At 42.6% G+C, this 21,929-nt stretch carries 18 protein-coding genes and 1 tRNA gene; 8 read left to right on the plus strand and 11 right to left on the minus strand.

What is annotated here, in order from left to right:
- Nucleotides 1–9: 9 nt before the first annotated feature.
- Entirely contained in the window at nucleotides 10–2,499 is a 2,490-nt protein-coding gene (locus tag KS2013_RS07885; protein WP_068992184.1) for an efflux RND transporter permease subunit, read from the plus strand.
- A gap of 52 nt (nucleotides 2,500–2,551) precedes the next feature.
- Here the strand turns inward: KS2013_RS07885 and KS2013_RS07890 are convergent, their stop codons facing one another.
- From KS2013_RS07890 to KS2013_RS07915, 6 genes are all read right to left on the minus strand, one after another.
- A complete protein-coding gene (locus tag KS2013_RS07890; RefSeq protein ID WP_083217819.1) occupies nucleotides 2,552–3,748 on the minus strand; it encodes a DUF4785 domain-containing protein in 1,197 nt (398 codons plus the stop codon).
- A gap of 9 nt (nucleotides 3,749–3,757) precedes the next feature.
- Nucleotides 3,758–4,612, minus strand: coding sequence for a lipase family protein (locus KS2013_RS07895; RefSeq protein ID WP_068992185.1), 855 nt, complete (start codon nucleotides 4,610–4,612; stop codon nucleotides 3,758–3,760).
- A gap of 397 nt (nucleotides 4,613–5,009) precedes the next feature.
- Nucleotides 5,010–5,096 (minus strand) — tRNA-Leu (locus tag KS2013_RS07900).
- Between the two features lie 214 nt (nucleotides 5,097–5,310).
- Nucleotides 5,311–5,535 carry a helix-turn-helix transcriptional regulator gene (locus tag KS2013_RS07905; RefSeq protein WP_068992187.1) on the minus strand — a complete coding sequence of 75 codons (225 nt, stop codon included), beginning with the start codon at nucleotides 5,533–5,535 and terminating at the stop codon, nucleotides 5,311–5,313.
- A gap of 2 nt (nucleotides 5,536–5,537) precedes the next feature.
- Nucleotides 5,538–6,008, minus strand: coding sequence for a hypothetical protein (locus KS2013_RS07910; RefSeq protein WP_068992188.1), 471 nt, complete (start codon nucleotides 6,006–6,008; stop codon nucleotides 5,538–5,540).
- 205 nt (nucleotides 6,009–6,213) lie between these two features.
- The gene (locus KS2013_RS07915; RefSeq protein WP_068992190.1) at nucleotides 6,214–7,992 is read right to left on the minus strand and encodes a DUF885 domain-containing protein; all 1,779 of its coding nucleotides are present in this window, start codon (nucleotides 7,990–7,992) and stop codon (nucleotides 6,214–6,216) included.
- A 168-nt stretch (nucleotides 7,993–8,160) separates the two neighbouring features.
- On the opposite strand from KS2013_RS07915, the gene KS2013_RS07920 reads away from it, so the two are divergent.
- Nucleotides 8,161–8,637, plus strand: a complete 477-nt coding sequence (locus KS2013_RS07920; RefSeq protein ID WP_068992192.1) for an RDD family protein — start codon at nucleotides 8,161–8,163, stop codon at nucleotides 8,635–8,637.
- On the opposite strand, the gene lptG is transcribed toward KS2013_RS07920, so the two are convergent.
- Together lptG and lptF are read right to left on the minus strand one after the other, a co-directional pair.
- Nucleotides 8,634–9,740: an LPS export ABC transporter permease LptG gene (lptG, locus tag KS2013_RS07925; protein WP_068992194.1), complete on the minus strand. Its 1,107-nt coding sequence runs from the start codon at nucleotides 9,738–9,740 to the stop codon at nucleotides 8,634–8,636. The genes KS2013_RS07920 and lptG overlap by 4 nt on opposite strands.
- Before the next feature lie 3 nt (nucleotides 9,741–9,743).
- On the minus strand, nucleotides 9,744–10,841 hold the full coding sequence (lptF, locus tag KS2013_RS07930; protein ID WP_068992196.1) for an LPS export ABC transporter permease LptF: 1,098 nt from the start codon (nucleotides 10,839–10,841) through the stop codon (nucleotides 9,744–9,746).
- Between the two features lie 130 nt (nucleotides 10,842–10,971).
- On the opposite strand from lptF, the gene KS2013_RS07935 reads away from it, so the two are divergent.
- From KS2013_RS07935 to KS2013_RS07960, 6 genes are all read left to right on the plus strand, one after another.
- The gene (locus KS2013_RS07935; RefSeq protein ID WP_068992198.1) at nucleotides 10,972–12,462 is read left to right on the plus strand and encodes a leucyl aminopeptidase; all 1,491 of its coding nucleotides are present in this window, start codon (nucleotides 10,972–10,974) and stop codon (nucleotides 12,460–12,462) included.
- 4 nt (nucleotides 12,463–12,466) lie between these two features.
- The gene (locus KS2013_RS07940; protein ID WP_068992200.1) at nucleotides 12,467–12,907 is read left to right on the plus strand and encodes a DNA polymerase III subunit chi; all 441 of its coding nucleotides are present in this window, start codon (nucleotides 12,467–12,469) and stop codon (nucleotides 12,905–12,907) included.
- Between the two features lie 2 nt (nucleotides 12,908–12,909).
- Complete coding sequence (locus tag KS2013_RS07945; protein ID WP_068992202.1) at nucleotides 12,910–13,803, plus strand: DUF6498-containing protein; 894 nt, start codon at nucleotides 12,910–12,912, stop codon at nucleotides 13,801–13,803.
- An 84-nt stretch (nucleotides 13,804–13,887) separates the two neighbouring features.
- Nucleotides 13,888–14,460: a class I SAM-dependent methyltransferase gene (locus tag KS2013_RS07950; protein ID WP_068992203.1), complete on the plus strand. Its 573-nt coding sequence runs from the start codon at nucleotides 13,888–13,890 to the stop codon at nucleotides 14,458–14,460.
- A 160-nt stretch (nucleotides 14,461–14,620) separates the two neighbouring features.
- Nucleotides 14,621–17,404, plus strand: a complete 2,784-nt coding sequence (locus KS2013_RS07955) for a valine--tRNA ligase (protein ID WP_068992204.1) — start codon at nucleotides 14,621–14,623, stop codon at nucleotides 17,402–17,404.
- Between the two features lie 17 nt (nucleotides 17,405–17,421).
- The gene (locus tag KS2013_RS07960) at nucleotides 17,422–17,799 is read left to right on the plus strand and encodes a hypothetical protein (protein WP_068992211.1); all 378 of its coding nucleotides are present in this window, start codon (nucleotides 17,422–17,424) and stop codon (nucleotides 17,797–17,799) included.
- Here the strand turns inward: KS2013_RS07960 and KS2013_RS07965 are convergent.
- The 3 genes from KS2013_RS07965 to tadA all read right to left on the minus strand — a co-directional run bounded on the left by KS2013_RS07965 (nucleotide 17,781) and on the right by tadA (nucleotide 21,908).
- On the minus strand, nucleotides 17,781–18,575 hold the full coding sequence (locus KS2013_RS07965) for an oxygen-binding di-iron domain-containing protein (RefSeq protein ID WP_068992215.1): 795 nt from the start codon (nucleotides 18,573–18,575) through the stop codon (nucleotides 17,781–17,783). The two genes, KS2013_RS07960 and KS2013_RS07965, sit on opposite strands and share 19 nt — an antisense overlap.
- A gap of 83 nt (nucleotides 18,576–18,658) precedes the next feature.
- The gene (locus KS2013_RS07970) at nucleotides 18,659–21,217 is read right to left on the minus strand and encodes a bifunctional aspartate kinase/diaminopimelate decarboxylase (RefSeq protein WP_068992218.1); all 2,559 of its coding nucleotides are present in this window, start codon (nucleotides 21,215–21,217) and stop codon (nucleotides 18,659–18,661) included.
- A 223-nt stretch (nucleotides 21,218–21,440) separates the two neighbouring features.
- Nucleotides 21,441–21,908: a tRNA adenosine(34) deaminase TadA gene (tadA, locus tag KS2013_RS07975; RefSeq protein WP_068992221.1), complete on the minus strand. Its 468-nt coding sequence runs from the start codon at nucleotides 21,906–21,908 to the stop codon at nucleotides 21,441–21,443.
- Between the last annotated feature and the right edge of the window lie 21 nt (nucleotides 21,909–21,929).

A 21,929-nucleotide genomic window follows, 5' to 3' on the forward strand; every position in this document is an offset into this window, starting at 1 on the left:
GGAACAACAATGACACAACCGAAAGAGAATTTTTTCTATAACCTTTATAAAAAGATAATATTAGACCACCCTCTTATCAGTTTAATTGTCGTCATCTTGCTGACTGTGCTTGCCGCCAGTCAACTTCCAAAATTCAGGCTTGATGCCTCCGGAGAGTCGCTGGTATTAGAAAATGATAAATCACTAACCTACTATCGACAGGTCAATGAACAGTATGGGTCAGATGATTTTCTTATCATTACCTGGCAGCCAAACAAAGGTTTGATGAGCGATGAGTCCATTCAGGGATTAAAAAACCTTACTGAAGAGCTTAAAAGTGTCCAAACCGTTTCAAATATCAATAGTATATTAAATGTTCCTCTACTCAAGGGGATGTCACTCGATGATGCATTAGATACTGAAATCCCGACCTTACAGAGTGGCGATGTTAAAAGAGAAAAAGCCTTACAGGAATTTACTACCAGCCCCATCTATAAAAACCTATTAGTCGGCGAAGATGGAAATACAAGCGCAGTCCAAATAAATTTTGAGCGAGATGAAAAGTACTTTGAATTATTAAACGCAAGGGACGCATTAAGAAAAGAGCGAAAGCAATCAGGTTCCCTGACCGAAGAAAAGCAGGAAAAGCTATCTAGACTTGAAGACGAATTCGATGACTACAGTAAAGTCGTTTCGGAAAGAACGAGCAATATCATAGAAGAAGTTCGTACCATAATGGATGACTACCGTGATATTGCCAATATGCACCTTGGTGGAATATCAATGATCACCAATGACATGTTAACGTTCATTCAGCATGACATCACAGTATTTGGTATCGGCATCATTTTATTTATTATGCTGGCTTTATACCTATTTTTTGGAAAACTGAGATGGGTCATGCTTCCATTGTTCTCCTGTATTGTTTCTGTCGTGATGTTAGCAGGACTATTAAGTTTTCTAGATTGGCGAATTACCGTAATATCATCGAACTTCCCGTCCATCCTGCTGATTGTCATATTGGCTTTGAATGTACACCTCGCGGTTTATTACAGAGATTATATTTCCGCTAACCCAGATGCTGACCTCAACTCAAGGGTCTCTACCACAGTAAGAACCATGTTCTGGCCATGTTTTTATACTGCGCTAACGACCATTGTTGCCTTCGTTTCACTGTTAATTAGTGGCATTCGACCAGTAATTGACTTTGGCTGGATCATGACAATTGGTATCGTCCTAGGCTTTGTCGTTACTTTCATCATTTTCCCGAGTTTTATACAGCTACTGAAGAAAGATGCTCACTCCAGTGGTAAAAGTATGACCTATAAAGTAACCAACTGGATCTATAGTTTTACCGTTAACTTTAAGTCAGTTATCTTTTTATCAACCATAGCCATTATAGTGTTTAGCGCCTACGGTATTACTCAGCTAAAAGTTGAAAATCGCTTTATTGATTACTTCAAGCCTTCAACAGAAATTTATCAGGGAATGACCGTTATCGATCAAAAGCTTGGCGGAACAACTCCTTTGGATATTGTCATTGATAAAGGTGAAGAAGACTCTCTGGTAGATGATGATGAATTTGCTGATGAGTTTGGCGACGAGTTTGATAGCTCCATCTACGACCCCGGGTACTGGTTTACTTCAAGTAAGCTAAAGCAAGTAGAAAACATTCACGACTACATTGATAGCTTGGAAGTGACAGGCAAGGTTCAATCAATTGCAACTTACGCCAAAGTTTTAAAAGAAATGGAAGGCGGCACTTATCCTGATGAGGTGACTTTAAGTCTGGTTCACCAGAAGTCTCCTGAGGATGTCAAAAGTACACTGATGACACCTTATCTATCCGAAGATGGTGATCAGATAAGAATCAATATACGCGTAGAAGAAACTAACCCGGACTTAAAGCGTGCCGAACTCATTGATAATATTAATAACTATATCGTTAATGAAGCAGGAATAGATCAGGATAGAGTGCACTTCACTGGAATGCTGGTGCTTTATAACAACATGCTGGAAAGCTTGTTTGATTCACAAATCATGACTATTGGCGCAGTATACATAGCGATTTTATTCATGTTCATCATCCTATTCCGTTCATTCATACTTGCTATTTTGGCTACTATCCCTAATGCCCTGTCAGCAGCTTTAGTGCTGGGAATTATGGGTTGGATGGGCGTCCCTATGGATATGATGACAATCACTATTGCAGCCATCGTTATTGGTATTGCCGTGGACAACTCGATTCACTACGTACACCGTTTTAAGTCTGAGTTCGCTAAAGACAATGATTACTTAGCCACCATGAAGCGCTGCCATGGAAGTATCGGTAAAGCTATCTACTATACTGGTATCACGGTGATCGTTGGCTTTGCAATCTTGGCATTATCTGAATTTATTCCATCCATTTACTTCGGTTTACTCACCGGATTAGCAATGGCGGTAGCACTATTCTTAAACCTAACGTTGCTACCATTGATGCTTATAACGGTTAAGCCCCTCAAAATGAAGCAAGATTAAATCAAAAAAGCCGCTGTTTAGCGGCTTTTTTATTGCTGACACGTCAGTTAACTTAGTTATCAATTAAGACCATTTGATCCTGGTCCCTCAGTTCAAGCTGTTCTAACTTAAAGGGAGCATTTAAGCCTGATTGTGCAATGATATCCTTATCAAACTTCATTGATATCATCCCTTCTCCAGCAGCAAGGTTAGCAGCTGAATGGGTGACCATTATCGGCTGCAAGTTACCCACACTATCAGTCCCGTATAGCATGGCCCGGACTTCATAGCGTCCATCTTTAGACGCTGATACTGGAACCTGTGCTGTTGGAGACTGTTTCTGACCAGTGATTATTGGAGCAGCTCCAAGGCTTGCTGTTTTCTCGGCAAAAGCAAAAGGCAACTGACCGTTACGCTGAACAGTTTTTCCTTTTAGGTTTATCTGCGCTTCAGTGTGCAATTCCCACAATGCTCCCGGTACCGAGTGAGCTGACATATCCATTGGCTTGATTAGTTCATAGCCATCTTTTGATTGCCGGAAATCAACTTTAAAAGTTCTTCCAGTTGGAGAAACCAGATTACCCTTAATGCTTGATATATCTTGCACCCTTCCTAGGTTGAATACCTTGGCATCAACCTTCAAAGTGTCATTTTTCAGGTAGCTGTTTTTATCTGATGTCAGATGCAGCTCCATATCGCTTTGTTTCTCAAACACATTAATACGATAGTTAGTATTTAGGTTTACTGATTTATTGGCTTTTAAAACAAAACTTCCTGCACCTAAGTTGTCAGCAATCTTAAAGCCTGTCGTGCCCTGTTGAAAGCCTGCCGCATTTTTGCTCATGGCTGTGCTATCAACCACAGTGTCAAAGGCCTTACTTTGCTTAAAAACATCACCTTTCTGATTAGTTAAGCTCAGACTCTCAGGCTCTATTGAGCTTTTCCCGTCGAATGCAGCAATTCTAACTAACGCGCCTTTCGCCGAGGTGTTCAAGGAGACCCCAGATTTTAACTGTTGACCAGTCACATCAAGTGAGTATTGTCGACTCTGTATGTGTGACTGTTTAGTACTGAAGTCCAGGTTAGTCTTGCTATCCACAGCAAAGCTGTAGCTTACGGCCTTGGTTTGACGTTCACTGTAAGGTGATTCCACCTCTGATACGCCACTAGCGGTATATGCACCTGTTTGACCTGACTTATGCACTTCGTTAGCTGATACGGCGACCGTGGTCAAAGAAAGAATAGCTGTTGCAATTAATGAATATTTCATGATCCCTCCTTAAATTCGAGTGCGTAAAAAGTAATCCAGGCCAAAGCATTTACGTCTGCTCTGGGCGTGGCTTAAAGGCTCATCGCCATAAGTTTTACTGGTATCGTAAAACCAGACAGAGCCAGCTGCACTCTGAGAGCTACAATCCAGGAATCCATCTGAACAGCTATTCAACCAATTCTGAGTAAACTCCAGGCCTACATTTTGAGAATATCCACCACAATAACTGTCTCCGTCCCAAATTGCCGATTCGACATCGGTGCCGACCACAGAGCTAAATGGTTTAGGTAAAGCAGGACGACCACTGGTCCCATACAGCCACTCATTGTTGTAATACTCCATCCAGGCCACCTGCTGCATTCTTACTGCATCATTTTGGTAGCCTAGCAACCATCCCAATGCTTCTTCGAATACGTTGCCATCGATAACGGCATCGGCTAATGGTGTACCTGCACTTGAAGGTGCCAAAGCGATAACTTCATCAATTCGGTTTATGATATTAGGATAGCGGCTATCCCAGGTAGGATTTGACATCACCCAGCGCACGACATTTCCACCATTAGAGTGAGTGATTAATGTAAGACTGGTGATGCCCTTATTATTGATAAAATTTGTTAATTGGGAAGCTAAGCAGCCTGCGGCTCCCGAAGTCCACATATACTGCGTAAAGTCACAGTTTATGACAGTGTAGTTGCTGGAGTTCGGTAACCCCTGTATGACTGACTGCACGAACTCGCCAGTCCAATAATCATTATATGCGTCTGACTGGCTGCCGGTTCCGTGTACAAATGCAACCCCGGTATTGGCTTTAACGGCCCCTGCCATAACGACGCCTGCTATTAATAGCAATAACTTTCGAAACATAGACTACCCCCTTAGTAGCGTTCCATCATTATTGTTGAGTTTTTGGCTAGTGATCTATTTTATTCATTAAAATAACTAACCCGAGGAAACTTATAGCATCAATATTTTTTTGAGTAAAAAACATCAGTTTTAAACAAGAAATTAGGCAGGGAAGGAGTAAATCAAACTCGCATTACAAGAAATAACATTAAAAATCAGAATATTAAAACTTATTTCAAACAGACTTTTATCAGTTTAATTTAAAATTAAACAATAAAGGTAATTCCGAAGTTAAATGTGACTAGAAAACCATACAAATCTAACAGTTTATAGGGGTTTAGCCTTCTGTTTAAATCAAACTTTAAGGAGCTTTTGTGAAGTAGTTAACTAATAAAACTATTAGGGCATGACTTTGAGATGGTACCAGAGGGCGGACTCGAACCGCCACTCCCGTGAAGGAATCGGATTTTGAATCCGACGTGTCTACCAATTTCACCACTCTGGCATTTTAAGTTTGCAGCTAGCAGTTTTGATCCTGTTAGCTAATGTAACGCTTGCGTTACCTGACGTGAACCGCTCCGCAGCACTCCCTACTTATCGTAGGTCGTCCACCAGAATTCTCCGTTCTGGCGTCTGACTTTGCACGAGATGAAGTCCCCTGCAAAGTGCGACGCATTATAAACCAATAAGCTCTTTTTGCAATACTCTTACTGAGCTTTTTAGGCGGTTTCCGCCTCATTTTTTATGAGGCTAAAGACCTCCTCTACTGTGGTATCAAAATACTCTGCTATTTTTAGAGCAATGATCGTCGACGGTACAAACTTGCCAACCTCAATCGTGCTAATGGTCTTTCGCGACACACCAATTGCCTCGGCTAAATCACTCTGGCTCATACGGTGCTCGGCCCGAAAAACTCGTATTCTGTTATCAAGTTCAGGGTGCATTGCTACTCCTCAAGCGCTTCCTGCTTATCATCGCGTGTTATCCAGAAAAAGCTAATGCTAACTGACAGCACCTCGACAGCGAACAACGTCGTAAAATAAAAGCGAATGCCTAAACCCAAGTCCTCAAGCTGCGAGGAAAAACTCAAAAGCATCGTAATACTGAAGGTAGTAGCTATCCATCCATTTTTAAAGCTGCTTAGCATCGCTCCTGAAACAAAACCCTCAGGCTCAGAGTTTGTAACTAACCTCCCTGAAAGCTTCTGTTTTAAAGCAGGCCAGATCGCAAATAGGGTAACTGACATAGTGAGAACCACGCCAACCATCACAATTAAGTCGAGTACATCATTAAATGTACCTTTAGGTGTTAAATCCTCAGCCATAATTGCTAAATAGGTAAAGCCGCAAATTAACATACCTAATGCAACTCCCTTCTGCATTCTATCTACTGTCTCTGCGCAATTTCTTTGATTCATAACATACTCCGTTTATTTAACGTTGATAAATTGTCCTTGAGAGTCTCACAAAGATACCTTTAAAACCCCATATGAAACCTCTAGGTATCATTATGGTAAGCTTTTACACCAAGTCAAGAAGTTTGTTCTTTCAATTTCTTAGATAATAAGCACAAAAAAGCCCGGCTAAATCGCCAGGCTGTTTTATCATATGTATTCTTTAATGTTAGCTATTGTCTTTCTGCTCAATTTTCTGATCGTTGATAAAAGCGTTAATCTGCTCTTCCAGTACACTCAATGGAATGGAGCCGTTTGCTAATACCGCATCATGAAACTTGCGGATATCAAAACCCTCGCCCAACTCTTTCTCAGCTCTTGCCCGCAACTCTAAAATCTTTAGCTCTCCGAGTTTGTAGGAAAGAGCCTGTGCTGGCCAGCTGATGTAACGATCAATTTCAGTACGTACATTCAAGGTCGATAAAGCAGTATTATTCTCCATCATCTGAATAGCTTTTTCACGGCTCCAGCCCTTTGCATGCATACCAGTATCAACCACCAGCCGCATCGCACGCCACATCTCATAAGTAAGGCGACCGAAATTACTGTAAGGGTCTTTATAGAAGCCAGCTTCAAGACCTAACTTCTCACTGTAAAGCCCCCACCCTTCACCAAAAGCTGAGATATAAGTGTTCTGCCGGAACTTGGGCAAATCGGTTAATTCCTGCGCCAATGCAGTTTGCAGATGATGGCCGGGCACTGCCTCGTGAAGCGTTAAGGCTTCCAGGTTATATAGAGGACGCTTATCCAAAGCATAGGTGTTTACCCAGTACTCACCCGCTCTGGCACTATCTATTGGAGCACCTGAATAACGCCCGGTCGTGTATTTGGGTGCGATTTCTTCAGGAACAGGTACTACGCCATAGGGCTGACGAGGCAACTTACCAAAGAACTTTGGCAATTGATGATCCATTTTCTTCGCCATATAGGATGCTTCTTTTAGCAGCTCTTCTGGCGTTTGGGCATAAAACTGTTCATCGGTCCGAAGGAAGTGCAGAAACTCTTCAAAAGTCCCTTCAAACCCAGTGGTTTCGATCACCTCTTCCATTTCCCTACGAATTCGAGCGACTTCTTTTAAGCCAATCTCATGAATCTCATCAGGCGTTAGGTCTAAAGTCGTATAGAGCTTGATTTGATTCTGGTAGAAAGCTTTTCCATCAGGGTAATCAGTTGCGGCGATGGTTTTCTTTGCTGCCGGTAGGTATTCGTTTTCAAAAAACTCAAGATAAGCCTGATACTGAGGCACCACCTTTTGGTTAATGACTGTTTCAGCTTCATTTTGCAAGTTTACTCTGTCTTCCTGACTGATAGTATCTGGCATGGAAGTAAATGGACGGTACCATACGGTATCTTCCGCATTCTCCTTAATGTAGACTTTTATGCCATCACTATACCCATCCAGAACTGCTCGTGGCACAGTAAAGTTACGCTCCATACCTGCTCTCATATTCGACACATTTTGCTCAAAGAAAGTTGGAATTGCTCCTAGAAGAGCAATGTAGTCCTTGTAATCCTGAGCGGTTCTAAAGCGGAAGGCATTAGCTAAATTAGTGGTTTGTGCATGAAAGCCGTACTCTGAAGTTAAAGGCATCTCATAAGTCTTAAAATCAATTTCTGCCACAGACTGCTTTAGCTGCGCCATCATCATGTCATAGCTGATCTGCTCGTCAGCTGACAACTCATCACGGTGAATAGATTTTAGTTCTTTGATGAAAGCAAGATACTGCTTCTTTCTCTTTTGGTATGCTTCTGGACTGACGTCACGAAGCTTGCCTTTGGCCGAGTCATCTCCCTCACGAGCAGCCCACACAGGGTTTTGTGATTGCTGATACTCTTGAACATCTTCAAAGAACTCACCTAACCACTGACTATAATCTTCACCTGCATCAGCATTAAAGCCACCGGCTAATAGTGCACCACAGACGATTATTTCTTTTATTAATTTCATAGGTAACCTACCTTAACTCACAGTCCGTCATTTATAGCAATATTTAGCCTTGGTTAAAAGCTCGTGCCGTAAACTGTCCTTATCGAATATCGTAAGGGAATGTTTCAAGTGGTGGAGCAGGCAAGGTTTTGCTAGACTAGCGGCCATTAAAGACAAAGAAACACAACTATGGCTACCCAAGCTCAAGAAACTTTGATTACCACACCGGCACCGCTAACAAAAAAGCTCGGTGCATGGCTTTACGATAGTTTAATCTGTGCCGCTATCTGGATTATTTTTATACTTTTCAGTTCATCCATAGCTGGTATTATCATTGGCGAGCAAGGCTTTAAAGACAACCCTGATATTTTAGCGGGAAATATCTTCTATCAGTATGCCCCACTGCTACTGGTGGCTATTTATATCGTCGGCACTCACGTTCGTTTTGGTCAGACAGTAGGTATGAGTGCCTGGAAAATCATGTTGGTTCAGGATAATGGTCGCCCGGTAACTTTTAAGCAGGCTCTGCCCAGAGCTGTCTTGTCCCTATTAGGCATAGGCATGCTGTTTAGCCCCTTCAACAAAAAGAGACTGGGCTGGCACGATATGCTGACTCATACCCGAGTTGTGGCTTTGCCTGATAAAGAGAAAAAGAAGAAAAGCTAACCAGCTCTCTTTAGCAAATACCATGCCGCTACGGCAAAAATCAGTGGTGGCATGAGCGCTCCAAAAAATGCAGGTAGACCTGCCACCAGACTGACTGGACCAAAAGATCGAACGGCAAAGAAATACACCATGCCGGTCAAGACACCCACTAAAACTCGAGCCCCCATGGAAACACTGCGCATTGGCCCAAAAATGAAAGACGCGGCCAAGATAATCATTACTGCTGTACTAACCGGCTGAAATACCTTTTGCCAGAAAGCCAGATCGTAGTTTTTAGTTTCCAGCCCATTTCCTTCTAAATATTGTCGATATTGATACAGGTTCACAATGTTCATGTTTTCAGGCTCAACTCTCAATGCAGAGAGGTTGTCTAAACTAATGGTGGTTTTCCAGGGCTGACTTTCAAAAGGCTCTTTACTCACTACATTAGAAGCATCGAGCCCTTTCAAGGCTGAACTCAACCCCTGCTCAGCACCCAACTGAATAACGTCACCATTAAGCAAAGTCCAGTCAGCGCCTTTAAGCTGTGCAGACCGGCCATGAATAATACGGGTCAACTCATTATCAAGGTTAAATTCATACACAGTCACATCACTTAACTGTGACTCATTTAAAACCTCGCCCAAATGCACCATGTGTGAGCCATCTTTTAACCACATCCCTTGGTTACTGTCGACAAACTGTTCTCCATGTAACGCCCTGTTGCGTAAATTCTCCGCCATTAAGGTCGTCTTTGGTGCGACGAATTCGCCAAGAAAAACAGAAAAGGCGATCAACAGTAATCCGTAACTTAGGGCAGCACTGATAATTTGCCAGGTAGTTTTACCGGCAGCACGCATTACGGTCAGTTCACTGTGGGAAGCTAAGATACCCAGTCCGGCAATACTGCCAATCAGAATTGCCATGGGAAAGAACTCATAAATATACTGAGGGGCCAAGAGTAAGGTATAAGAAAGCCCATCCATGAAAGCATAGGATCCTTTATCAAAGTCTCCACTTTCATCGATTAATGCAAACAGTACTCGAATAATGGCCAGCGTAATCAGCGTAACCAGAGACGTTGCCAGGATAGTTTTGCCAATATAAAAACGTAAGATGTTCATTGTCTAATCCTTAGCCTTCTTCACTTTGTTCTTATTATTGGCTCGCCCATGAGCATGCAGTAATCGGAAACCAAATAAAGCCATCACCAGGTATATCGGTATAAAACCCAACCATCCGGGAATCTTTTCGGCCTCAACCCACTTACGAAAAATAACGATTAAAACGATGTAGCCTATATAGACCATGAGAGCAGGTAGCATCTTCGCAAACTTGCCTTCTCGTGGCTTGACCCGACTCAGCGGAACAGCCAGCAGCAGTAGAAAAGGCACCGACAATGGAACAGCTAATCTCCAATGGAACTCAGCCCAGCTGGCACCGTCTCCGGTTTCCAATAACTTCATGGTTGGCGTAGCTGAGATTTTACGCCGAGATACTATAGAACGCTCGGCTTCAAGACGAGCATAATAATTCTCGAATTCAGTTATTTTTCTGACGTTCTTATTGGCGTCGAGTTCGTAAACATAACCATCATTCAACTGCAGGAAATTTTTATCCATCGTTTCATCGTAATAACGCTGAGCCGACTTCGCGGAAATGATTCTAGTATAAGGACTGGCTTCGGATGGTAGCTCAGCTAGAAAAAAGTTACCTAAATGGCTTGGGTTATCTGAAGAATCTGCATAAACAACTCCCTCTCCTTCCTGAAAGATTTGGAAACGTCCAGGTTCTAACATACTGAGCTCCAGCTTACTGGCGTGCTCATCCCGGATTTGGTAAGTCGTCTCGTTCGCAACGGGTGCTAACCATAGAGAAACTGCACCACCGCTTAAAGCAATAATCACTGAAATGGGTAATAATAAACTAATCAGCTTCTTTTCACTGACACCGACTGAGCGTAAAACCGCCATCTCACTATCAACGTACAGACGGCTGAAGGCTAATAAACATCCTAGAAAAAAAGCTAATGGCAGTAAAAAACCCATTAGTACCGGTGAGTAAAGTAGCACCATCTGCCAGACCATAGTGCCGGAAATATCACCCGACGCAGCCTGTGCCAGATACTTCACGATACGTTGACTGATAAAAATAGCGAACAACACACCCAGTATTGCTAAGGTGCTGCTAAATACTTCTCGGTTTAAATAACGACTTAAAATCAAGGTTTACTCAGACTCTTAACCCATCCAGACACTGATTGTTTTCCTAGTACAAAAATATCAGTTAAACTATGGGCACGGTTTATGCCAATAACGGCATTATAAACGAAATTTAACAATTTGCAGGTGATCTATGGAATTCTTTGTAAAGAGTGGTAACCCAGAAAAACAAAAAACAGGTTGCTTAATCGTAGGTGTTTTTGAATCTCGTAAACTTTCTACTGCGGCACAACAAATTGATGACATCAGCGAAGGGTATATAAACTCAATCGTAAAGCGCGGAGACATGGAAGGTAAGTTCGGTCAAACCTTACTACTACATAGTGTTCCAGGAACCAGCTGTGACCGTGTCTTGCTTGTAGGCTGTGGTAAAGAACGTGAGTTTGATGCTATCAAGTACAAAGATATCTGTGGCAAAGTCATTAAGCTTATCAACGAAACTGGCGCTACCGATGCAATCAGTACCCTGCCGCTATTGAATGTTAAAGGCCAGGAGCTTTATTCTAAAGTACGGTTCGCTGTAGAAGCAGCCAATAATAGCCTGTATCTATTTGAGCAACTTAAGAGCGAGAAGTCAGAAACTCGTCGACCGCTGAGAAAAATGACACTATTTATTGAGTCAAGAGCCGATCTGGCCGAGTCTGAAAATGCAATCCGTCATGCTCAAGGTATTACAGCTGGTCAGTCGCTGACTCGTGACCTGGCAAATTTACCGGGTAATATATGTAATCCGACGTTCTTAGCTGAGACAGCTGAGCAACTGAGCAAAGATTACTCAGCAATTACTACCAACATTATTGATGAAGCAGAACTCAAAGAAATGGGAGCAGGTGCTTTTGTTTCAGTTTCACAGGGTTCTGATCAACCAGGCAAATTAATCTGCATGGAGTACAACGGTGGCGAAAAAGGTGATAAGCCTATCGTTTTTGTGGGTAAAGGTATTACCTTTGATACAGGCGGTATTTCTTTAAAACCTGGCGCCAAGATGGACGAAATGAAGTTCGATATGGGCGGTGCAGCCTCTGTATTCGGTGCAATGAAGTCGGTCGCAGAAATGGGTCTACCTATTAACGTGGTTGGCGTTGTAGCTGCCGCTGAAAATATGCCAAGTGGTAAAGCAAGTCGCCCGGGTGACGTTGTAACCTCTCTATCAGGTCAGACAATCGAAATCCTCAATACCGATGCCGAAGGTCGATTGGTACTGTGTGACGCTCTGACCTATGTTGATAAATATGATCCAGAAATAGTGATTGATATTGCGACACTGACAGGTGCGGTTATCGTAGCTCTAGGCCACGAAGCCTCAGGTGTTATGAGTAACAATAACTCGCTAGCGAACGAAATTGAAACTGCCAGTGATATGGCTACAGACCGCGTATGGCGTCTACCATTGTGGGATGAATATCACCAGCAATTAAAGAGCAACGTTGCTGACTTTACCAATTTAGGGGGTATGCCAGCTGGTACTATCACCGCCGGCTGCTTCTTATCGAAGTTTACTAAAAAGTATCGTTGGGCTCATATTGATATTGCGGGTACGGCATGGAAAAGTGGTGCAGAGAAAGGCGCAACGGGCCGACCAGTTCCGCTACTTTCACAAATCATGCTTAACCGAGTGAAATAAACCAATGACGCAAGTCGGCTTTCACTTACTCGAAAGTCAATCAGGCGAAGAAGCATTTCTTCGCCTGATTGGTAAGTGCGTTCAAAGTTTATACAAGCAAGGGCGCAAAGTTTATATTCATGCTAAAGATGAGGCTCAAGCCCATGCCGTGGATGAATGGTTATGGACACAGGAGCTTGACGAGTTTGTGCCTCACAACCTGGTCGGCGAAGGTCCGAATAAGCCACCGCCGGTACAGATTGGTTATGCTAACTCTGAACAAAAGCCTCCTGAAAATCAGCATGATTGTTTAATCAACCTCAGTGGCGAAGTACAGCCTTTCTTTAGTTATTTTTTAAAATGCTTCGAGATTGTACCGAACGAAGAAAAAGAAAAAGAACAAGCTCGTGAGCGCTATAAATTTTACCGTGGTAGAGGCTATCCTTTAGACCATAAAAAATACTAGATATGGAATTAGAAAAAATTAGCAAGGGAAGCATTGCCATTGCACTGGGTAACGCCATTCCTTTTATTGGAGTGCTCCTGGGCTACTGGAGTGCTTTTGATCTCATCTTCCTCTATTGGTTCGAGAACATCATTATCGGCATATTCGCTATTTGTCGGATGACCATTCGTCCCGATAATCCTGCTCTTTTTGCTATTGGTGGTATTTTCTTTTCAGCTTTCTTTTGCCTCCACTACGGTATGTTTACCTATGGGCACGGGCTTTTTATTTCCAGCTTTTTCGAAGATTACCTGATATCAGGCTCTTCCTCCTCTCGCTACTCTCTGATCGACGTAATTGGTTACATGTTCTCAAATAGAGGAGTTCAACTAACCCTTCTAGCCATGTTTATTGCACACTTAGTAGAGTACATAATTGCATACAGAAAAAAGAATATTGATGCAATCACTGCTGAAATGTCAAAACCCTATAAACGAATACTAGTACTTCATATTGCAATTATTGTTGGTGGTTTTATCGCTACACAATTTGAAAATAGTATTGGTGTAGCTCTTGTTATCATTGCGATGAAAACATACTACGATCTCAAGCCCCCAAAGCTGAACAAAAAATCAGCACAAAACATCTCTCAAGACAACGAAGAGGTAGAAAAGAAAATACGGACTCTGTTAGAGAATCCAGAGATAAAAATTAACGGTAAAACTCATCACTTTAACAGCGTCGAAGAAATGGTAAACTCTGCCGAATATAAGAAATTCAGCAAAATTATGAGTTGGTTAATGCCCAAAGCTAAACGCATCATGTTTGAACAAGCTTTGGAAGAAGCAATTGCTAAGGAACGAAGGGAACGTTCCCTTGATATTGTACAGAAGAGCCAGACCAGTGATAGTTTGTAATCTGTACCCTGGGATAAAATTAATCGCTGGCAATAACAATAAAAACACGACACACTATAGAGATATATTCTGGTTAGGAGCATCATGAAGGGCTTTACACGATACGCATTAAAAAACTTAAAAAGTACAGGCAGCGTTGCCCGTAGTTCAAAGTTTTTAGCTAAAAATCTGGCAAAACAAATCCCTTCAGATGCCAGGACTGTCATTGAGCTGGGTGCTGGCGATGGCATTATTACAAAGCAGTTGTTAGCACATATGCCGGAGAATGCTACCCTTACAGCTTATGAAATCTCAGAGCAGTTGTTACCGCTTCTTGAACGTATTGATCATCCAAGATTTAAGCTCAGGCATGGCTCAGCGATGGAGATTATTCAGGATTTTGCGGTAGATAGTGTCGACTGCCTTGTATCCTGTTTGCCGTTGGCGCTATTCCCAGTTGAAATGAAGCATGAATTATTGAGCCATATCAAAGCGGTCCTGAAGCCCAATGGCACCTTTTTACAGTATCAATACTGGTTAAGTGATAAAGCACTCATAAAAGAATACTTCCCGCATTTAAAGCTGAACTGGGTACCTTTGAATATTCCTCCATCCTTTGTCTACACAGGAACTAAACAGTCCAGTGTGGAATCAGTAACAGAACCAAAGAATCAATAACTTATACTGGCTTAACCCTAACGTAGACAGGTTAAGCCTGAAATTGAGTACCTCTTGGGAAATCTTTTAGGATAAATTGACCGTCTGATATAGATATCTAGCGCACAAGCGTTATAATTCAAGGCTTTGTTACAGAAACTGTATAAGATCCGATAAAACCATGGAAAAAGCATACAACCCGCAAGCAATCGAGCAAGAAACCTACAAAAAGTGGGAAAGTAACGACTACTTTTCTCCAAAAGGCGGTGCCACTGACAATAGCGACAGCTATTGCATCATGATACCTCCGCCAAACGTCACTGGCAGCTTGCATATGGGACATGCTTTTCAGCATACCATCATGGACTCACTGACCCGCTACCACCGCATGAAGGGTGATAATACTCTTTGGCAACCGGGTTCGGATCATGCGGGTATCGCTACGCAGATGGTCGTTGAGCGTCTTTTAGATCAAGAAGGTAAAAGCCGCCATGATTTGGGTAGAGAAGCTTTTATCGATAAAGTCTGGGAATGGAAAGAGCATTCCGGCGGTACTATCAGTCAACAGATGAGACGCATGGGCGACTCCTGTGACTGGTCACGCGAAGCTTTCACCATGGATGAGGACTTATCTAGTGCAGTTCTGGAAACTTTTGTTCAGCTTTATGATGAAGGTTTAATCTATCGCGGTGACCGCCTGGTCAACTGGGATCCGAAGTTATTAACTGCAGTATCGGACTTGGAAGTTGAGTCGCATGAGGAAAACGGTCATTTGTGGCATATGCGCTACCCTCTCAGCGACGGCTCAGGCCATGTCATCATTGCTACTACGCGTCCAGAAACTATGTTGGGTGATAGTGCAGTTGCTGTACACCCTGAAGATGAGCGTTATAAAGATTTAATTGGTAAAACGATTGACTTACCACTGACTGGCCGCCAAATCCCAATCATCGCTGATGACTATGTTGAAAAAGATTTTGGTAGTGGCTGTGTAAAAATCACTCCAGCGCATGACTTCAATGACTATGAAATGGGCCAGCGACATGATCTGGAAATGATTAACATCCTGACTCCAACGGCTCATATCAATGACAATGCTCCAGAAGCCTATCGTGGACTGGACCGTTACGAAGCACGTAAGAAAATCATTGAGGACTTTGAAGCCCTGGGTTTAATGGAAAAGATTGAGCCGCACAAACTTAAAGTTCCTCGCGGTGATCGCAGTGGCGTTGTAATTGAACCCTACTTAACTCCGCAGTGGTACGTGAAAATCGCCCCACTTGCAGAGCCAGCTTTAAAAGCTGTTAAAGATGGCGACATAAAGTTTGTGCCAGAAAACTGGTCAAACACTTACTACCACTGGATGGAAAACATTCAGGACTGGTGTATCAGTCGTCAGTTATGGTGGGGACACCAGATCCCAGCCTGGTACGATAATAGTGGCAAGGTCTATGTAGGTAGAAATGAAGAAGAAGTACGAGAAAAGTATGACCTGGGAGATATCGAGCTGCGCCGTGATGAAGATGTGCTTGATACCTGGTTCTCATCTGCCTTATGGCCATTTGCAACACTTGGCTGGCCGGAAAAAACGCCAGAACTGGAAACCTTCTTACCAACCAGTGTGCTAGTTACAGGCTTTGACATTATCTTCTTCTGGGTTGCCAGAATGATCATGATGGGTCTAAAGTTTACTGGCAAGATCCCATTCAAGGAAATCTATATTACAGGGCTAATTCGGGATGAACAGGGTCAGAAAATGTCGAAGTCTAAGGGTAACGTTCTTGACCCGATCGATATCATTGATGGCATCGACATTGAGTCACTCGTAGCAAAGCGCACTACGGGAATGATGAACCCAAAAGCCGCCGAAAAAATTGCCAAGCGTACTCGTAAACAATTCCCTGATGGAATTGAAGCATACGGTACTGACGCTATGCGCTTCACCTTCTGTGCTATGGCATCAACTTCGCGAGACATCAACTTCGATCTGAATCGTGTTGAAGGTTACAGAAACTTCTGTAATAAAATCTGGAACGCTGCACGTTACGTTCTAATGAATACAGAAGATCAGGATACGGGATTACATAACGATGCTATGGAATTCAGTCTGGCCGATCGCTGGATTAAAAGTGAATTACAAAAAACCATAGTCGAGTTTGAAAAGGCTATAGATACCTATCGTTTTGACCTGGCAGCGAATGCTTTATACGAATTTACATGGAACACTTACTGTGACTGGTATTTAGAGCTGTCAAAACCAGTATTGTACAGTGATGAGTACTCCGAAGAAGCTAAGCGAGGTACTCGCCATACTTTGGTTACGGTTCTTGAATCACTGATGCGCCTGCTTCACCCATTCATGCCATTTATCACTGAGGAAATCTGGCAAAAAGTAGCACCGCTGGCTGGAACTGATAGCGCAGAACGTCCAAGCATTATGCTTCAGGACTTCCCTCAGGTCGATGAAAGCTTAATTGATAACAATGCTGAAGCTGACATCGAATGGCTTAAGAAAGTGATTGTCGGTGTGCGCAATATCCGTGGTGAAATGAATATTGCTCCAGGCAAACCATTAGACGTTATGTTTAGAAACGGCTCCGAGTCGGATAAAGATCGTCTTGAGGCCAATAAAACGTTCTTATCAAAACTTGCTAAGCTAGATTCTATTCAATGGCTTGAAGCTGGCGAGTCAGCACCAATGTCTGCCACTGCTCTGGCTGGAGATATGGAAATATTGATTCCGATGGCTGGTCTAATAGATGTTGAGCAGGAGTTAGCTCGTCTTGATAAAGAAGCTGAAAAACTGGAAAAAGATTTACAGCGTATCTCTGGCAAACTCAATAACCCGAACTTCACGGACAAAGCTCCAGAAGCAGTTGTTGAGAAAGAGCGTGGTAAACTTGCAGAAGTTGAGTCCACCATCAAGAAAATCGAAGAACAGCGTGCTCAGCTAAAGGCACTATAAATTTGGAGAAGTATAGGATGAGAAAAACTATTTTTACAGTTAGCTTACCGAGCCTGCTAATAATTCAGCCCCTCATTGCCGAAGCTGAAGCAGAGCAATCTCATCATATATTCGTTACCACAAACACCAATCAGGTAGCAGAAGTCTGCCCAGAACTTAAAGCTGGGCAGACTCTTCAGTTTGAATTTGAAGCGAAAAATAAGGTCGAGTTTAACCTGCATTACCACCAGGGTGAAAACATAACTTACCCGATAGAGCCACAAAAGCTAGCCAAGTTAACCAGCAGCTTCAAAGCTCCCATAGACCAAACGTACTGCCTGATGTGGAAAGGTTTAGATAACGAGACCCGTGTTCAGCTCCAATATCATATTAATGATTACACTGGCACCGAATAATCTCTTTGCGAAAATAAATCGACTCCGCAGTCTAGCTCACTAATCCAGTCTAAAAACTGGTTAACAACCTGTTTCCCTTTAAAGGGAGCTCCATGTTGCGGAACGATCATTTCCACATCTAAATCTCTCACCATGTTTGCCCATAGTCGACAGGCTTTGTTCGCCACCATATACCGTTGATGAAATCCTTTCATATAAGGCACATGCTCTTCGAAGTTGTCAACTGGAGCAAAGTGCTCAGAATCCTTTAAAGACGCACCCATATCACCCGTAAAAAGGATTTTGCTGACAGGGTCATACACTTGAAAGTTTCCTACTGAGTGCAGAAAGTGTGCAGGCACCATGACCAAGTTCGAGGAGCCCAGTCGTATAATTTCTCCTTGGTCATCCAGCGGCCTAATACGCTTTCCAAGTTCAAGGTGATCAATCTGTGAAAAGTATGAGGATGCAAAGTGGGGTAAGAATCGTTGCCATAATTTAGAGCACACTACTTTAGCATCAGTCTGCATCATCCAGCGACCGATTGAGGCAATAATGTCTGGATCCTGATGTGATGCAATGATGTACTTTAAATTTTGACGTATATCAATCAGCTTATTTAGCTCAATGCTAAGCTTGGCAAAAGTTAAGTCGCCCCCCGGATCAATGAGTGCAGCTTTATCACCATTAATGATCAAGAATTGATTAGCCTGTACAGCCTCTCCTGCTACCAGATCATGGAATGCATAGCATTTATGTTGACCGTCATTATATAACTCTGTTGCTTTTGAAAACATTTAATTAGTCCCAGCATGATTTTGCTAGGACTATAATGACTCTGGTATGCGACAAGTTGATTTAGATCAAGAGAGTTTGCAGATTAGATACAAACCTCTTCGGCGGGCTTACGCATATTATATTGTGTTGACATAACATGGCCATAAGCACCTGCATTTTCGATTAAAACCAGGTCCCCTTCCAGTGTCTCCGGGAAAGGAATTTCTACACCTAATTTATCTGTACTCTCACAAATGGGGCCTACCACAGTCGCAAGGTGTTCTTTTGTCTGCTCTAACCGACTTAAGTTAACTATATTATGATAAGAGCCGTATAGCGCAGGACGCATCAGGGAGTTCATACCCGTGCTTAAGCCAACATAGTAGTAGTTTTGCTTTTGCTTAACCTGGGTAACCTTAGATACTAATACGCCCGTATTTGCCGATATATAACGGCCAGGTTCAATCCAAAGTTCATACTGAGGGTATTCAGACTTTACTTTTTGCAAGCTTTTATCAATTTGACTCATAGTTAATTCTGACTGTTGAGCTCGCTCCTTAATACCGAAACCACCACCAAGATTTAAATATTTTACTCCGGAGAATAAAGCAGCGGTTTCGGCTAAAAGTCGAGCATGTTCAGCCCAGTGTTCATTGGTTAAGATACCGCTACCGGCATGAGCATGCAGGCCAACAACATTGATATCATACTCTTCAATGACCGGTTGCAAATCCTCAAGCTCATAAATGGGGATACCGAATTTAGAAGTTGCACCAGCAGTCCTGACGTTTTCATGATGTCCTTTTCCAATATTTGGATCAACGCGTAAGAAGACATCTTTACCACGGAAAATCTCAGGCCATTGCCTGATTGGATAAGTACTATCTAAAGTTAACCGTATGCCTTTTTCTAAAATGGCTTCGTATTCATGGCGGGCCGCAAAATTTGGCGTGAAGAATATTCTTGATTTATCAATGCTTGGGAATAGGTTCAGAATATGATCAACTTCACCTGACGATACGGTTTCAAAACCAATGTCGCTTTCGTAAGCCACTTTCAACACATCAGGATTATTGTTTGATTTAACAGCAAAGAATATTCTTTCAATAGCACTGATAGACTGTAAGTTTTGAATGTTCTGCTTAACCGAATCAAGGTGGTATATATAGGCACTATCCCGGTCTTTCAGACACTGAGTAATCTCTTGCTGCTTATCTTGCCACCATCTACTGCCTGTATCTGTCTGCTCAACCTGCTTCAGCTCTTTGGCGGTTGGCCCCAGAATTTCACTATTGGGGTTATTGGTAATCAGTAACTCATGAAGAGCAGTAATCACTTTATTGGAATGCTCATCATCAATGACAAAGGTTAAATTCAAGTCAGAGGCGGCCTGCGATAATAAATAGACTTTATATGTCTCAAAAATCGAAAAGGCTGGAGCAATTTTATGTAATATCGCACGCACATTTTTCCCCACAATAGAAACTGCAGAGCAGTCATGCATGATATTAACACGGCACATTTTAGATAAGTCTTTAGCCAAGTTTTTAATCTGCTTTTCGGAAACTACCTGAGTCAAACTGTCTAGACTGACAGTAATATTTGTTTCTGAAGTGGATACCAAATCAACAGAGACCTGGTGCTGCTTAAAGATAGAAAAGATATCCGCTAAAAATCCTGCCTGTTGCCACATTCCCTGACTTTCCATGGATATTAAGGTGATATGCTCCTTAGCTGTAATGGCTTTGACCATTCCCCACCTGTTCTCCACGTCATTAATGATAGTTCCTTCGATATCAGGATCAATCGTCGAGCGAATATAGACTGGAATTTTAGTTGCCTGGGCTGGTCTTATTGCTCTCGGATGAAGAACTTTTGCTCCTGCAGAAGCCATTTCCTGAGCTTCATCATAATTAAGCTCCTTTAGAAGTCGCGCATTATTAACCTGATTCGGATTAGCTGTGAATATCCCAGGAACATCAGTCCAAATTTCTAGGCGCTCAGCTTCCAGCTTTGCCGCAAAGTAGGCAGCAGAGGTATCCGAACCTCCTCGCCCCAGGAGAACCGTTTCGTCTTCGCTGGTGCTGGCAATAAAGCCTTGCGTAATTACAACTGATGACTCTTCTACGGTCCTGATTAAGCTTCCGTCTGGAGAATAGTCACAATTAGCGCACAGATAGTCGACATCATAACTTTCGTTCGCTTTCAAGAAGTCTCTTGCATCTAATCTATTAACCGATTCATCTAGCTGAGTTTGCAGGTAAGCCTGGCCGATTCTTGTTGACCACAGCTCTCCTTGTGACATTATGAGTGCACGCACACGATCACTCACTTCACCTAACAAGTGGATGCCATCCAGAAGGCGTTTTAAATAGGCGTACTGCTGATCAAGCAAAGTCTCCGGCAAGCCCATTTCAACCAGCAACTCTTGATGTAATGTAATGAGCTGCTGGTAGGATGGACGATAATCCCCTCCGTCAGCCAGGCCGATCAAAGACTCTAGTCTGTTGGAAACCGTACTGACTGCTGAGTGAACAACAAAAACCCTTATCCCTTTAGCACGTTTTCGTTTGATGATAGCCGCTATAGTATTCCAGTTATCACGACTGGAAACACTGGTACCACCAAACTTAAGCACATGCCAAGAATTACTGTTGCTCATTACTACTTCCTCAAATCTTCATCAGTATTGTTAAATAAAGGCACAAAAAAACCCGCAGAGGATTTTCCTGTGCGGGTTTAATAAAAGCGTATTACTCGTTTTCTACCCACAGCAGTACAGGACACGTTTTTTTAGTGCCTTTTTGTTGTGTTTTTTAACGATTAATACTGTATTCATGAGTTTGAATATAAGTTAAAACTAAAAATTGTCAATTATAATTTGGTTATTTATTGCGCTTCGCCTTAAAAAAGGTTTTTAACTGGGTCGAGCACTGCTCCTTCAATAATCCCGACACTACATCACAACGGTGATTAAAACTCTGATTATCTAAAATATTCAGTACACTGCCTCCGGCACCAGTACGAGGATCCTCAGTGGCGTAAATCACTCTAGAAACCCTGGCATGAACTAGCGCCATCGCGCACATCGCACAAGGTTCAAGTGTGACATACAGGGTCGTATCGACCAGGCGATAATTCTCCAAAACCTTACCCGCCTCTCTTATCGCCATGATCTCTGCATGAGCTGTAGGATCATTACTCAGTATAGGCTGATTAAAACCCTCCGCAATAATTCCATCATCCTTCACTAAAACCGCACCCACAGGCACCTCGCCTTTCTCCTTAGCAGTTTCTGCTAACTCAAAGGCTCTTTGCATAAAGTGTTCATCAAGTTCAGTGAAGTTTGTCATTGTATTGAAGGGATGGGTTAT

Source organism: Kangiella sediminilitoris, from assembly GCF_001708405.1.
Lineage (GTDB): Bacteria > Pseudomonadota > Gammaproteobacteria > Enterobacterales > Kangiellaceae > Kangiella > Kangiella sediminilitoris.